Source organism: Embleya sp. NPDC020886, from assembly GCF_044333915.1.
Classification (GTDB): Bacteria; Actinomycetota; Actinomycetes; order Streptomycetales; family Streptomycetaceae; genus Embleya.
This window is the reverse complement of the sequence record NZ_JBIRRX010000005.1, coordinates 147,608-160,939: the sequence shown is the minus strand read 5'-3', so window position 1 is coordinate 160,939 and position 13,332 is coordinate 147,608. Positions and strand designations below refer to the sequence as shown.

At 71.7% G+C, this 13,332-nt stretch carries 12 protein-coding genes and 1 riboswitch; of the genes, 6 read left to right on the top strand and 6 right to left on the bottom strand.

The features are described 5' to 3' along the window. Positions 1 to 54 precede the first annotated feature (54 nt). From ACH4U8_RS19940 to gcvP, 6 genes are all read left to right on the top strand, one after another. The gene (locus ACH4U8_RS19940) at positions 55 to 528 is read left to right on the top strand and encodes a bifunctional nuclease family protein (protein ID WP_020548711.1); all 474 of its coding nucleotides are present in this window, start codon (positions 55 to 57) and stop codon (positions 526 to 528) included. Positions 529 to 944: 416 nt separating this feature from the next. Further along, positions 945 to 1,559, top strand: coding sequence for a MerR family transcriptional regulator (locus ACH4U8_RS19935; protein ID WP_360306187.1), 615 nt, complete (start codon positions 945 to 947; stop codon positions 1,557 to 1,559). Positions 1,560 to 1,616: 57 nt separating this feature from the next. Further along, positions 1,617 to 2,303 (top strand): vancomycin high temperature exclusion protein, encoded by a 687-nt coding sequence (locus ACH4U8_RS19930; RefSeq protein WP_395779067.1) that lies wholly within the window; start codon positions 1,617 to 1,619, stop codon positions 2,301 to 2,303. A gap of 62 nt (positions 2,304 to 2,365) precedes the next feature. After that, complete coding sequence (locus ACH4U8_RS19925; RefSeq protein WP_395779065.1) at positions 2,366 to 3,715, top strand: DNA polymerase IV; 1,350 nt, start codon at positions 2,366 to 2,368, stop codon at positions 3,713 to 3,715. 55 nt (positions 3,716 to 3,770) lie between these two features. Next, positions 3,771 to 4,463, top strand: a complete 693-nt coding sequence (locus ACH4U8_RS19920; protein ID WP_360306181.1) for a DUF4230 domain-containing protein — start codon at positions 3,771 to 3,773, stop codon at positions 4,461 to 4,463. Between the two features lie 48 nt (positions 4,464 to 4,511). Further along, positions 4,512 to 4,608: riboswitch (glycine riboswitch) on the top strand. A gap of 200 nt (positions 4,609 to 4,808) precedes the next feature. Then, positions 4,809 to 7,730 carry an aminomethyl-transferring glycine dehydrogenase gene (gene gcvP / locus ACH4U8_RS19915; protein WP_360306179.1) on the top strand — a complete coding sequence of 974 codons (2,922 nt, stop codon included), beginning with the start codon at positions 4,809 to 4,811 and terminating at the stop codon, positions 7,728 to 7,730. Positions 7,731 to 7,757: 27 nt separating this feature from the next. Here the strand turns inward: gcvP and ACH4U8_RS19910 are convergent, their stop codons facing one another. The 6 genes from ACH4U8_RS19910 to ACH4U8_RS19885 form a co-directional block, all read right to left on the bottom strand. Continuing rightward, positions 7,758 to 8,348 (bottom strand): TetR/AcrR family transcriptional regulator, encoded by a 591-nt coding sequence (locus tag ACH4U8_RS19910; RefSeq protein ID WP_360306177.1) that lies wholly within the window; start codon positions 8,346 to 8,348, stop codon positions 7,758 to 7,760. Between the two features lie 164 nt (positions 8,349 to 8,512). Further along, on the bottom strand, positions 8,513 to 8,713 hold the full coding sequence (locus ACH4U8_RS19905; protein WP_078978673.1) for a DUF5999 family protein: 201 nt from the start codon (positions 8,711 to 8,713) through the stop codon (positions 8,513 to 8,515). 154 nt (positions 8,714 to 8,867) lie between these two features. Continuing rightward, positions 8,868 to 9,437, bottom strand: coding sequence for a hypothetical protein (locus tag ACH4U8_RS19900; protein ID WP_360306175.1), 570 nt, complete (start codon positions 9,435 to 9,437; stop codon positions 8,868 to 8,870). 222 nt (positions 9,438 to 9,659) lie between these two features. Further along, positions 9,660 to 10,649, bottom strand: a complete 990-nt coding sequence (locus ACH4U8_RS19895; protein WP_395779063.1) for a hemolysin family protein — start codon at positions 10,647 to 10,649, stop codon at positions 9,660 to 9,662. Further along, a complete protein-coding gene (locus ACH4U8_RS19890) occupies positions 10,646 to 11,878 on the bottom strand; it encodes a hemolysin family protein (RefSeq protein ID WP_395779526.1) in 1,233 nt (410 codons plus the stop codon). Before ACH4U8_RS19890 ends, ACH4U8_RS19895 begins: the two co-directional genes overlap by 4 nt. A 340-nt stretch (positions 11,879 to 12,218) precedes the next feature. After that, positions 12,219 to 13,058 carry a polysaccharide deacetylase family protein gene (locus ACH4U8_RS19885; RefSeq protein ID WP_360306171.1) on the bottom strand — a complete coding sequence of 280 codons (840 nt, stop codon included), beginning with the start codon at positions 13,056 to 13,058 and terminating at the stop codon, positions 12,219 to 12,221. Positions 13,059 to 13,332: the final 274 nt, after the last annotated feature.

Genomic DNA, 13,332 nt, shown 5'->3' with positions numbered 1-13,332 from the left:
CTATTCGGCCCCCGGGGATCGGTGACCGACAGTCGGGCGCGCTAGTGTGGCGATGTGAACGAGCTAGAGGTTGTGGGCGTCCGGGTGGAGATGCCCTCTAACCAGCCGATCGTGCTCCTACGGGAGACGGGGGGCGATCGTTATCTCCCCATCTGGATCGGCCCGGTAGAGGCGACAGCCATCGCGTTCGCCCAACAGGGCGTGGTACCCGCGCGTCCTCTGACGCACGATCTCTTCCGGGACGTGCTGGAGGCGTTGGGACAGGAATTGACCCAGATCCGGATCACCGACCTGCGCGAGGGCGTGTTCTACGCCGAGCTGGTCTTCTCCGGCGGCGTGGAGGTCAGCGCGCGCCCGTCGGACGCGATCGCGCTCGCGCTGCGGACCGGGACGTCGATCGTCGGCAGCGACGCGGTCCTGGACGAGGCGGGCATCGTGATCCCCAACGAGCAGGAGGACGAGATCGAGAAGTTCAGGGAATTCCTGAACGACATCTCGCCCGAGGACTTCGGCACCACGAGCCAATAGCCGGCCCGCCCGGCCCGGTGCGCGTCCGAAGCCGCCGACCGTCTCGCCCGCCGTCCCGGCGAGGGGCATGGTCGGCGGTTCTTTGCGTTCGGACGCGCCGCCGGCCGGCCGCCGCGCCGCGGACCACGACGCGCCGACGGACGAGGTCGATCCGACTCGTTCGGTTCGTGATCCGTTTCGATCGGCCGCAAAGTGGCCAGATCTACCCCTGGAACGCGGCTTCAAACCACTCGTGCGAGGAGCGTCACTCGGCGTGCCGAACGGCGCGGTCGTTGACGCGCTGTTGGTGACTGCCTACCGTCGAAAACGACAGTTCCGGGATGACCCCTGCGCGTTGCACCTCGCCGCCTGCGGCCCGGGACTGAAGAGACTCTCCGCGCCGTACCCGGGCGCGGGGAGACGAAAGGGAGGTCGGCGTGAGCAGCACCGGCGACATCACGGCGGCGGAACGCGCCCGCACGGCACGTCCTCTGCCGGCGACCGACCCCGGTGCGGGCCCCCGGCGGCAGGATGTCCCGCCCGCCGGCACCCCGTCGGAGGATGTCGGCTATCGAGGCCCGACGGCCTGCGCGGCGGCCGGCATCACCTACCGCCAACTCGACTACTGGGCGCGCACCGGTCTGGTCGAGCCCACCGTCCGCCCGGCTCACGGCTCGGGCACCCAACGCCTGTACGGCTTCCGCGACATCCTGGTGCTCAAGATCGTCAAGCGGCTCCTGGACACCGGCGTCTCGCTGCAGAACATCCGGATCGCGGTGGCCCACCTGCGCGGTCGCGGCATCGGCGACCTGGCCGGGATGACGCTGATGAGCGACGGCGCCAGCGTGTACGAGTGCACGTCGTACGACGAGGTGATCGACCTGGTGCAGGGCGGGCAGGGGGTCTTCGGGATCGCCGTGGGGGCGGTGTGGCGCGAGGTCGAGGGCTCGCTCGCGCAGCTCCAGGGCGAGCACACCGGCTCCGGGGAGTCGATCGCGCAGGTCCATCCGGGTGACGAATTGGCGCGCAGGCGGCGCGACAAGGCGGTCTGAGGCGGGTCCGAGGCGCCCGAGGCGGATGGGAACCGGTCCGCCGGGCAGGACGTCCCCATGGACGTGATCATTCGCCGGCCGACCCTGCCGCGTTCGCGGCGCGCCCAACGACGCGGTTACCAGGCCGCCGTCCTGCTCACCGTGGCCGGCCTGGCCCCGATCACGGGGCTGCACCTGTACGCCGGGGGACGGGTGCGCACGCCGGCGAACGTGCCGTATCAGGACGTCACGATGGTGCTCGGCGCGGGTGTGCACGGGGACCGGCCGTCCGATCTGCTGGCCCGCCGGCTGGACGTGGCACTCGGGTTGTACCGGACCGGCCGGACCCGGGTGATCCTGGTCAGTGGCGACGGCGGCGGCAACCGCTACGACGAGACCGGGGTGATGCGGCGCTACCTCGCGGAGCGTGGAATACCGCAACACCGGATCGTGACCGACGAATCGGGATTCTCCACCTGGGAATCCTGCATTCGCGCGAAGCGCGTCTACGGGATCGACCGGGTCATCGTGGTCACGCAGAGCTTCCATCTGCGGCGTGCGCTCGGGCTGTGCAAGGCCGCCGGAATATCCGCGTACGGCGTTCCGGACGAGTCCTTCACGTGGGGCCACGTCGGGCCCACCGTGTACGGCACCGGACGCGAGGTGCTCGCCGCGGTCAAGGCGACCGGGCAGATCGTGTTCCGACCGGATCCGCGGGCACACGATCCGAGGAACGACGAGATCCGCCGCGCCCTGAGCGACTGAGCGAGCGCCCCGAGCGAGCCGACGCGGGCCGATGTCGGTCCCGTGCGTCATCATTGCCCGGTGTGAGACACGCGCCGGGCATCCTCCATCTCGACATGGACGCGTTCTACGCGTCGGTCGAGCAGGTCGCCAAGCCCAGCCTGGCCGGCAAGGCGGTGATCGTCGGCGGCATCGGCGCACGCGGTGTGGTGGCCACCGCCTCCTATCAGGCCCGGGTGTTCGGCGTGCACTCGGCGATGTCGATCGGCGAGGCCCGCCGACGCTGCCCCAACGCCGCCTTCCTCAGCCCGCGCTTCGCGCTCTACCGGCAGGTCAGCGACACCGTGATGGAGCTGCTGCACCGGCTGTCGCCGCTGGTGGAGCCACTCAGCCTGGACGAGGCGTTCGTCGACCTGGAGGCGGGCCCGCACGGCGGCACGCTGGACACCGAGCGGGTCACCGCGATCGCCGTGCGCCTGCGCGCCGACATCCACGCGGCCACCGGGCTGACCTGCTCCGTCGGCGCGGCCACCTCCAAGCTGCTGGCCAAGATCGCGTCCGAGGCGGACAAGCCGGACGGGCTGTGCGTGGTGGCTCCCGGCACCGAGCGGGCGATGCTGGACCCGCTGCCGGTGCGCGCGCTGCCCGGGGTCGGGCCGGCCACCGGCGACGTGCTGCGTCGGGCCGGCCTGGACACCGTGGCCGACCTGGCCGCCGTCGACGAGAGCGAACTGGTACGACTGCTCGGCCAGGCGCACGGACACGGCCTGCACGTGCTGGCCGCCGGACTGGACGCCCGCCCCGTGGTCGCCGACCGGGACGCCAAATCGGTGTCGGTGGAGGACACCTTCGCCACCGACCTGGTGGACCGCGAGCGCATCTCCCGCGAGTTGGACCGGCTCTCGATCCGGTGCGTGGAGCGGTTGCGCGCCGCCGGGCGCTCCGGGCGCACGATCGTGCTCAAGCTGCGCCGCTACGACTTCGGCACGCTGACCCGCTCGGAGACGCTGCGCGGGCCCACCGACGATCCGGGCGTGGTGCGCGAGACGATCCGCCGACTGGCCGCCCAGGTGGACGTCACCGGCGGGGTGCGGCTGCTCGGGGTGGGGGTGAGCGGCCTGGCCGACTTCGCCCAGCAGGACCTGTTCGGCGCGGCCGGGCCCGGGCCCGGGGAAGTGGTCGAGGAGGACCCGGTGAGCGACCCGGAAGTGCCCGCGGCGGCCGAGCCGGAGCGGGTCTCCTGGTCGCCGGGCCAGGACGTGCTGCACGAGGAGTTCGGGCCCGGCTGGGTCCAGGGCAGCGGCGTCGGCCGGGTCACCGTGCGTTTCGAGGTGCCGGGCGGACGGCCGGGTCGGGTGCGCACGTTCGCGATCACCGATCCGGCGCTGCGACCGGGGGAACCGATTCCGCTGCCCGCGCTCGACCGGGGATAGCCGCGTCGATCCGGGGCAGGCGCCGGGCAGACGACTCCTCGGGGGTGTCCCCACCATGACTGATGTCAAAGAGCGGCCGATACGAGGGCAGGGTGCCTTTCGATCGGCTCGCCGCAGGCTCGGACTGCCGGCCTTCCTGGTCACGCTGCTGGTCGGCTTCATCGTGCTGGCGCTGGTGCTGGTCGGCCTGGTCAACCTGTTACCCGGCAAATTCAATCCGTTCGGCGAGACCACCAAGGACCACAGTGGGCCGGTGATGCTCAAGGCGGTGCAGGACCTCAGCCGCTACGAGGCGGTCAGCGGCACCTTCCAGGTCGTGGTGGACCTGGAAAAGGACGCCAAGTTCCTGCCGGACGCCGTGCGCGGCCAGCGCACGCTGTTCGTCGGCGTCGGCCAGGTCGGCGGTTTCGTCGAATTCGGCGGGATCGGCCAGGACGCGATCCGGACCTCGCCGCAGGACAAGAGCGTGACCATCAGGCTCCCGCACGCGCGGCTCGCGCCCGCCGCGCTGGACCAGAAGAACAGCCACGTGATCGCCCAGGATCGGGGCCTGTTCGACCGCATGGGCGACTTCTTCTCCGGCAATCCCGGCGATCAGCAACAGTTGTACGTGCTCGCGACCAAGAAGATCGACGACGCGGCGAAAACCGCCGGACTGGTGGAGCGCGCGGAGCGGAACACCACCGGCATGCTCCAGGGCATGATGCGCTCCCTGGGCTACCCGACCACCACTGTGACCTACGCCTAGTGCGCAGGCCGCGGCCGGTGTCACGCTGATACCGTTGAGGTCGCCCATTACGTTCGCGCGGGAGAGTCCTCGTGTCGTGCACACGAGGCGCCGAAGGAGCAACTCCTCCCCGGAATCTCTCAGGCACCCGTACCGCGTGGTCGTGGGCACTCTGGAAAGCAGGATCCGTACGTGGCTCGCCGAGTCGGGTCGGGTCCTCGCCGACGGTGCAAATCGCGCCCGCGGGAACCGGTTCGACCGGTGCTCCGGGCGCGGTGAAGCTCTCAGGTACCGATGACAGAGGGGGAGGCCGGTGGACGCGCGACCCGCGTGTCCGTCCAGGAGCGATCCAGGAGGCCTTTCGCGATGACCCCGCGCACCCCTGCCCCGACGCGTGCTCACGCCGTACTCCCCTCCGGTCCCGGCTCGTTGACCGGCCTGGAGGCCGCGTCGCCGTTCACCGGCCGGCACATCGGTCCGGACACCGACGAGCAGGCGAAGATGCTCGCCGCGATCGGCTACGGATCCCTGGACGAGCTGACCGACGCGGCGGTGCCCGCCGCGATCCGCGCGCTGGAGGGCTTCGAACTGCCCGCCGCGCGCTCCGAGGCCGAGGTGCTCGCCGAACTGCGCGAGTTGGCCTCCCGCAACAGCGTGCTGACCTCGATGATCGGGCTCGGCTACCACGGCACCTTCACTCCGCCGGTGATCACCCGCAACGTGCTGGAGAACCCCGCCTGGTACACCGCCTACACGCCCTACCAGCCGGAGATCTCGCAGGGCCGGTTGGAGGCGCTGCTCAACTTCCAGACCGTGGTCACCGACCTGACCGGGCTGGACGTGGCCGGTGCCTCGCTGCTCGACGAGGCCACCGCCGCCGCCGAGGCGATGACCCTGGCCCGGCGGGCCGGCCGGGCCAAGAGCGACGTGTTCGTCGTGGACGCGGCCACGCTGCCGCAGACCATCGCGGTGGTGCGCACCCGGGCCCGGGCGCTGGGTATCGAGGTCGTGGTCGCCGACACCACCGACGGGCTGCCCGAGGGCGGCTGCTTCGGCGTGTTGCTGCAGTACCCCGGCGCCGACGGCCGGGTCCGCGACCTGACCCCGGTGATCGAGGCGGCACACGCCCAGGGCGCGCTGGTGGCGGTCGCCGCCGACCTGCTCGCGCTCACCGTGCTGCGCGCGCCCGGCGTGCTGGGCGCCGACATCGCGGTCGGCACCACGCAGCGATTCGGCGTGCCGATGGCCTTCGGCGGTCCGCACGCGGGCTACCTGGCGGTCCGCGAGAAGCTCACCCGCAGCATGCCGGGCCGGCTGGTCGGGGTGTCCGTGGACGCCGACGGCGCGCCCGCCTACCGGCTCGCGCTGCAGACCCGCGAACAGCACATCCGCCGGGAGAAGGCGACCAGCAACATCTGCACGGCGCAGGTCCTGCTGGCCGTGATGGCCGGCATGTACGCGGTCTACCACGGGCCGGACGGGCTCACCTCGATCGCGCGGCGCACCCACCGGTACGCGGCCGTACTCGCGGCCGGGCTGCGGGCGGGCGGCGTCGAGGTCGTGCACGGCGACTTCTTCGACACCGTCACGGCGCGGGTGCCGGGTCGGGCCGAGGAGGTGCTCGCGGCGGCCCGTGCGGCCGGGATCAACCTGCGCCCGGTGGATGCCGACCACGTGGGGATCACCTGCGACGAGACCACCCTGCGGGCGCATGTCGAGGCCGTCTGGGGCGCGTTCGGGGTCACCGGCGACGTGGCCGCGCTGGACGCGGACACCGTCGACGCGCTGCCCACCGCGCTGCTGCGCGACACCGGGTTCCTGACCCACCCGGTCTTCCACACGCACCGTTCCGAGACCGACATGCTGCGTTACCTCAAGCGGCTCGCGGACAAGGACTACGCGCTCGACCGGGGCATGATCCCGCTCGGCTCGTGCACGATGAAGCTCAACGCCACGGTCGAGATGGAACCGATCACCTGGCCCGAGTTCGCCGACCTGCACCCCTTCGCACCGGTGGATCAGGCCGCCGGATACCTGGAGCTGATCGACGGTCTGGCCGAATCGCTGGCCCGGATCACCGGCTACGCCAAGGTCTCGCTCCAGCCCAACGCCGGTTCGCAGGGCGAGCTGGCGGGCCTGCTCGCGGTGCGCGCCTACCACCACGCCAACGGTGACACCGCCCGCGACGTGTGCCTGATCCCCTCCTCCGCGCACGGCACCAACGCGGCCAGCGCGGTGATGGCGGGCATGCGCGTCGTGGTGGTCAAGACCGGCGAGAACGGCGACGTGGACCTGGCCGACCTGCACGCGAAGATCGACCTGCACCGGGACACGCTCGCGGTGCTGATGGTGACCTACCCGTCCACGCACGGCGTGTTCGAGGAGGGCATCGAGGAGGTCTGTGCGGCCGTGCACGAGGCCGGCGGCCAGGTCTACGTGGACGGCGCGAACCTCAACGCGCTGGTCGGGCTGGCCCAGCCGGGCGGTGCGATCGGCGCCGACGTGTCGCACCTGAACCTGCACAAGACGTTCTGCATCCCGCACGGCGGCGGCGGTCCGGGGGTCGGCCCGGTCGCGGTGCGCGCGCATCTGGCGCCGTACCTGCCCAATCACCCGCTCCAGCCCACCGCCGGCCCGGAGACCGGCGTGGGGCCGATCTCGGCGGCTCCGTGGGGCTCGGCGGCGATCCTGCCGATTCCGTGGACGTACCTGCGGCTGATGGGCCCGGACGGGCTCAAGGAGGCCACCCAGGTCGCGGTGCTGGGCGCCAACTACATCGCCAAGCGGCTCGCACCGCACTTCCCGGTGCTCTACACCGGACCGAACGGCCTGGTGGCGCACGAGTGCATCATCGACGTGCGCGGGATCACCAAGACCACCGGGGTCAGCGTCGACGACGTCGCCAAGCGGCTGATCGACTACGGCTTCCACGCGCCGACCATGTCGTTCCCGGTGCCCGGCACGCTGATGATCGAGCCGACGGAAAGCGAGAACCTGCACGAGATCGACCGGTTCTGCGACGCGATGATCGCGATCAAGGGCGAGATCGACCGGGTCGCGTCGGGTGAGCTGCCCGCCGACGACAACCCGCTCGCCAACGCGCCGCACACCGCCGCGCTGCTCGCCGGCGAGTGGGCGCACGCCTACACCCGCGAGGAGGCGGTCTTCCCGGCCGGTGTGGTGCCGGCCGAGAAGTACTGGCCGCCGGTGCGCCGGATCGACGGCGCCCAGGGCGACCGCAACCTGGTCTGCTCGTGCCCGCCGATCGAGGCGTACGGCAACAACTGATCCGAGCGGCGTGCGGTCCGCTCCCGATCAGGGGCGGGCCGCGCCGTGGGTCAGCAGGTGCGCCACCGAGGCGGCGAAACCCGGCTTGGCGGCCAGATCGCTGCCCAGGACACCGAACATCAACGCGCCGCTGAGCGATTCGAAGAGCAGATCGGCGTCCACGTCCGGGCGGGCCTGGCCGCGGGCCACCGCGTCCGCCACGAAGGCCCGGAAGATCGCCCGGACCGGATCCATCCGGGCCACCAGCAGTTCCTTGAGCTCGGGCTGGTCGCGGTACTCGGCGAGCAGCCCGGGCACCGCGGCCGCGGTCTCCGGGCGACGGAACGATTCGAGCGCGGCCTCGGCGAAGCGCAGCACGCCGGTCGCGAAGTCCTCGTGCGGCAGCGGCCGAAAGCTCATCTCGCGAGCCGGGTAGACCGCCTCGTGCACCAGGTGCGCCTTCGAGGGCCAGCGGCGGTACACGGTCGGCCTGGTCACGCCCGCCCGACGGGCGACGGCGTCGATGCTGACCCGGTTGTAGCCCTGCGCGGCGACCAGTTCGCGGGCCGCGGCCAGGATCAGTTCGTCGGTGCGTGGATCACGCGGGCGGCCGGGCCGAGGGGTGCCGCCAGTGCCCATGGGGATGGAACTCCCAGTCGTCGTCGCGCTCGACCTCGTGTCGTCGCGGTACGGCTTGTCGCCGCTCGGACTGTACCGGGAAGGCGGCGCGCCCGGCTCGGGGCAGGCGAGAGCCGGAGGCCCTTCCGAGGAGACCTCCGGCTCGATGGGGCCGTGCGAACGGATCAGGCCGCCGAAACCAACCCCACACGGGGGCGGTGCGGGGCGATGGTGCGTCCGTCCGGCAGCAGTTCGCCCGTGTCCTCGAACAGGACGACGCCGTTGCAGAGCAGGCTCCATCCCTGTTCGAAATGGGCGGCCACAACGGCGGCGGCCTCACGATCGGGACTGTCCGCCGGTGGGCAATGCGGTCGGTGCTGGCACATCCTCGTACCTTCTCGGTGTCTGCGCGGAGCGCGTCGGGCAGCCTTGCCCGGCAGCTCACAGTGTCCGCCTCGAAAGGCCCGCGCGCAGGACTTCTCGCAGTTCTCACCCGACTGCGCCCAAGATGTGACCACACGTGTGAACGGCGGGGTGTGATCAGCTTTCCGGAGCCCCCACGGCGGCCGGCCGGCGGGTGCGCACGGCCAGTACGCCGGCCAGTTCGGCCGCGGTGTAGCAGCGCAGCGCCTGCACTCCGCACGGCGCCGGCGCGAGCGGGATCAGCAGGTCCACACCGCCCGCCTCGTCGGCCAACCACAGCGCGACCATGTACATCCCGGGCACGTTCAGCAGGCGCGCCTCGTCGCGGCGGAGCACCGTCTGCGGGAGCGCCCGGGCCGCCGCGGCGGCCGGCGCGGTGGCGACGGTGAACGGTCCCTCGACGAATCGGCCGACGCCGTGACCGGTCGGGTCGGGGCGGACCTCGATGCCGCCGACGACCGTGTCGTCGGACCACATGAGCCAGCGCCAACCCACCGGGCGGGCGCTGCGTACGCCCTGATCGGCGACCAGGTCGTGCAGGTCGATCTCGAAGACGCGGTGCGGGAATCCGGCCGTGAGCGCGGCTTGATCGGCGCGGCAGTCGGCCGGGAGCAGGGTGCGGGATTCGAGCACGGCTCGGGCCGCTCGACGGGCCGACTCGGGAGCCTCGGGCACACGCAGGACCATGAGACCGCCTCATTTCGATGCAGGAGTCCAAAAACCCGGAGAATCCGGGGAGGGGAAAGCGGCGCTGTGCAGTGGGGAACCGGGTATCCGGCCGGGGGACGACCCGGCGGCGTACAGAGGGACCCGGCAGGGCCGGTCAGCGCATTGTACCGAAACGGCTTCGAAAAGTAACGGTGTATTGCGAACTGACACCCGTTTGAAGACCTTTTGGAACGATCTCGATCAGGGGAACAATGAGGACATCACGTCGTCGAGCGTGACCAGGCCCAGCGGCACCGCGCCCGGCTCGCCGACCAGGGCCAGGTGGGTACGGGAACCGCGCATGCGGGCCAACAGGCTGGTCAGCATGGCGTCCGGGCCGACCGTGACGAGGGGATAGATCGGCACCGAACCGTCGGCCTCGGGGGCCAGCACGTCGAGCACGTGCACGTAGCCCACCGGCCGCGCGGCCGGGTCCAGAACCGGGAAGCGGGACAGGCCGGTGCGCACCGCGACCTCCTCCAGGGCCGTCGCCGAGACCGGCCGGGGCAGTGCCACCACGTCGGTCCACGGCCGCATCACCGAGGCGGCGGGGCTGGAGTGCAGCGCCAGGGCGCCGGCGAGCCGGTCGTGCTCACGCACGTCGAGCAGGTCGTGCTCGCGCGACTCGGCCAGCAGCGCGGGGAGTTCCTCGGCCGTGTACACGCTGCGCACCTCGTCCACCGGCCGCACCCCAAAGGCGCGCAGGAACAGGTTGGCCGCGTGGTTGAGCAGCCACAGGATCGGCGCGGTCAGCCGGGCGATCAGCAGCAGCGGCGGGGTCAGCCACAACGCGCATTCCTCCGGCCCGGCCAGGGCGATGTTCTTGGGCACCATCTCGCCGAGCACCATGTGGCAGAACACCACCACCGCCAGGGCGAGCACGAACGCGATCGCGTGTACCGCTCCGCCGGGCAGTCCGCTCGCCTGGATCGGGCCGGCCAGGGCGTGCGCCAGCGCGGGTTCGGCGACCGCGCCCAGGCCCAGCGAGGCCACGGTGATGCCGAGCTGGGCGGCGGCGAGCATGGTGGACAACCGGCCCATCGCGGTGAGTACCATCGCGGCCCGGCGCGAGCCCGCCTCGGCCTGGGGCGCGATCCGGGTGCGGCGGGCCGAGATCACCGAGAACTCGGCGCCGACGAAGAAGGCGTTGGCCGCGAGCAGGACCAGGGAGAGCAGCAGGTCGCCGATCACGAGTCGACCTCCGTGCGCAGCTCGACCTCGTCGATCCGGTGCCGGTCCATCGCCACCACGGTCAGCCGTCGGCCGTCCACGTCCACGTGGTCGCCGACCTCGGGCAGTCGACCCAGCCGGGCCAGGATCAACCCGGCCAGGGTGCTGTAGTCGCCCTCCGGCAACCGCCAGCCGCTGGCCTCCTCGACCTCGTCCGTGCGCAGCAGGCCGGACAACCGCAACACGCGCGAGCTGGGCACCCGTTGCGGCGGCGCGTCCGGCTCGTCCGCCGGGTCGTGCTCGTCGGCGAGGTCGCCCACCAGCTCCTCGGCGAGGTCCTCGGCGGTGAGCACGCCGGCCGTGCCGCCGTACTCGTCCACCACGATCGCCAACTGGGTCCGACCCTCGCGCAGCCGTTCGACCGCCCGCTTGAGGTCGAGCGAGGTCGGCACCAGGACCGGGGCGCGGGCGATCCGGGCGAGCGGGGTGTCCGCCCGATCGGCGGCCGGGACCCGCAACGCGTCGCGCAGCACCGCCACGCCGACGATCTCGTCCAGGTCCTGACCGCGGACCGGGATCCGGCTGTGGCCGCACGCGCGGGCGGTGTCCAGCAGTTCGCCCACCGACGCGTCGGCCGGCAGGGTGACCAGCTCGGTGCGCGGGGTCATCGCCTCGGCGGCCTGCTTGTCGGCGAAGCGCAGCGTCCGGTGCAGCACCCGGGCGGTGTTCACGGGCAACACCCCGGCGCGGGCCGAGTGCCGGACCAGTTGGCCCAGTTCGTCGGGCGAGCGGGCCGAGCCCAGCTCCTCCTGCGGCTCGATGCCGAGCCGGCGCACGAAGAAGTTGGCCGAGCCGTTGAGGAACACGATCAGCGGGCGGCACAGCCGGGAGAAGCCGACCTGGAACGGGCCCGCGACCCGGGCGACGCCGAGCGAGCGGGCGATCGCGGCGTTCTTGGGCACGAGTTCGCCGAGCAGCATCTGCAACCCGGAGGCCAGGACCAGGGCGGTGAACCTGGGCAGTCGAAAGGCCGCCTCGGCGAGGTAGCCGGCGATCAGCGAGGTGAGCGTGATGCCCAACTGGGCGCCGGACAGTTGGAAGGACAGGGTGCGCAGTGCGCCCAGCACCCGGCCCGCACCTCGATCGCCGGCCTCGGCCCGGGCCGCCACGTTGCCGCGCTCGACGGTGACCAGGGAGAACTCGGCGGCGACGAACATGCCGTTGCCGGCGATCAGCAGCACGAGCAGCACGAGGGCCAAGGCGGCGTCGATCGGGCGGCCTCCCGGGGTGCGGGGTGTGCGGGCCTGGCACACATGCCCGGTGGGCGCCCGGACACACGTGCCCGATGGGCGCGGTTGGGCCGGACGGGGGTCGGCGCGGGTGCGGGTTTCCTCGAACGCCGTACGGGCCGGGGCGGTTGGGGGCGTGCGGTTGCCGTCGGGTGGTGTCTTCGCACGCCGGACGGGCCGGAGTGGGTCGGGGAGCGTGAGGGTTGCCGTCGGGCGGTGTCCGCAAACGCCGGAGCGGGTCGGTGGGTCCGGGCTTGTCGTCGGGTGGTGGCCGCACGCCGGCCGGGCCGGCGTTGGGGGGCTACGGGATGACGAAGGTGTAACCGGCGGACTTGAGTTCGGGGAGGAGGCGTTCCAGCATGGCCATCGTCTGGCTGCGTTCGCCGCCGCCGTCGTGGCACAGGATTATGCCGCGCGGGCCCAGTTGGCTGTGGACGTTCTGCAGCATCTTGTCCACGCCGGCCTTCTGCCAGTCGTTGGTGTCCACCGTCCAGTGCAACGAGCCCATGCCCAGCGACGCGGCGGTCTGGCGCACCTCGTCGGACCAGTTGCCGCCCGGCGCGCGGAACCAGCGCACGGGGGTGCCCGGGGACGCCTTGTGGATCCAGTCCAGGGTCTGTTGCATCTGGCCGCGAATCTCGTCCGGCGTGCGCTTCTTCAGGTTGATGTCGTGCGTCATGCTGTGGTTGCACAGCCCGTGGCCGGCGGCGACCACCTTGCGGACCAGGTCGGGGTGGTCCTTGGCCTGCTGGCCCACCATGCAGAAGGTGGCCTTGATGTCGTACTGGGCCAGCAGCGAGAGGGCCCGGTCGGTCCACTCCGGCCACGGCCCGTCGTCCAGGGTCAGCGCGACCAGCTTGCCCTCGCCCTTGACCTTGGAGACCAGGGTGGAATCCACCGGGGGCGGCGGAGCGGCGGGCGGGGTGGCCGGCTCCAGGGCGTTCGGGTTGCCCGGCGGCAGCGGCGGGGCCTGTATCTCCTTGGGCGCATTCGCGGCCCGAGGTGAGGCGGCGGCCTCCGACCACCGGCCGGCATTGCCGACATTCCAGATGAGGGCACCGCAGACGAGTATCGAGATCATCGTGATCACGACCTGGAAACGCAGTCCCTGTATCGGCAGTGCCCGAACCGACTCCCGCACGGCAACCCCCAAGATCTCGCTACGCCCGCCACGGCAAGAGGACACCCTAGGTGATCACCGGCAAGCGGTGAAGATCGACCGGTGGGTGCTTCCTCGATGTGATCAGTGACGTGATTGCCGGCCCTGCGGTTCCCCTGTGATTCGTCACGGTCGATCGGTAATGTTCCCAATGTCGGCCCGATGCATCGGTTTGGGAGAACGTCGGCGGGAACGATCAGGTCGTCCCGATCCGGCAGGTACCGGATTGCGATCACTCGACCGGCTCCGCGGGAGT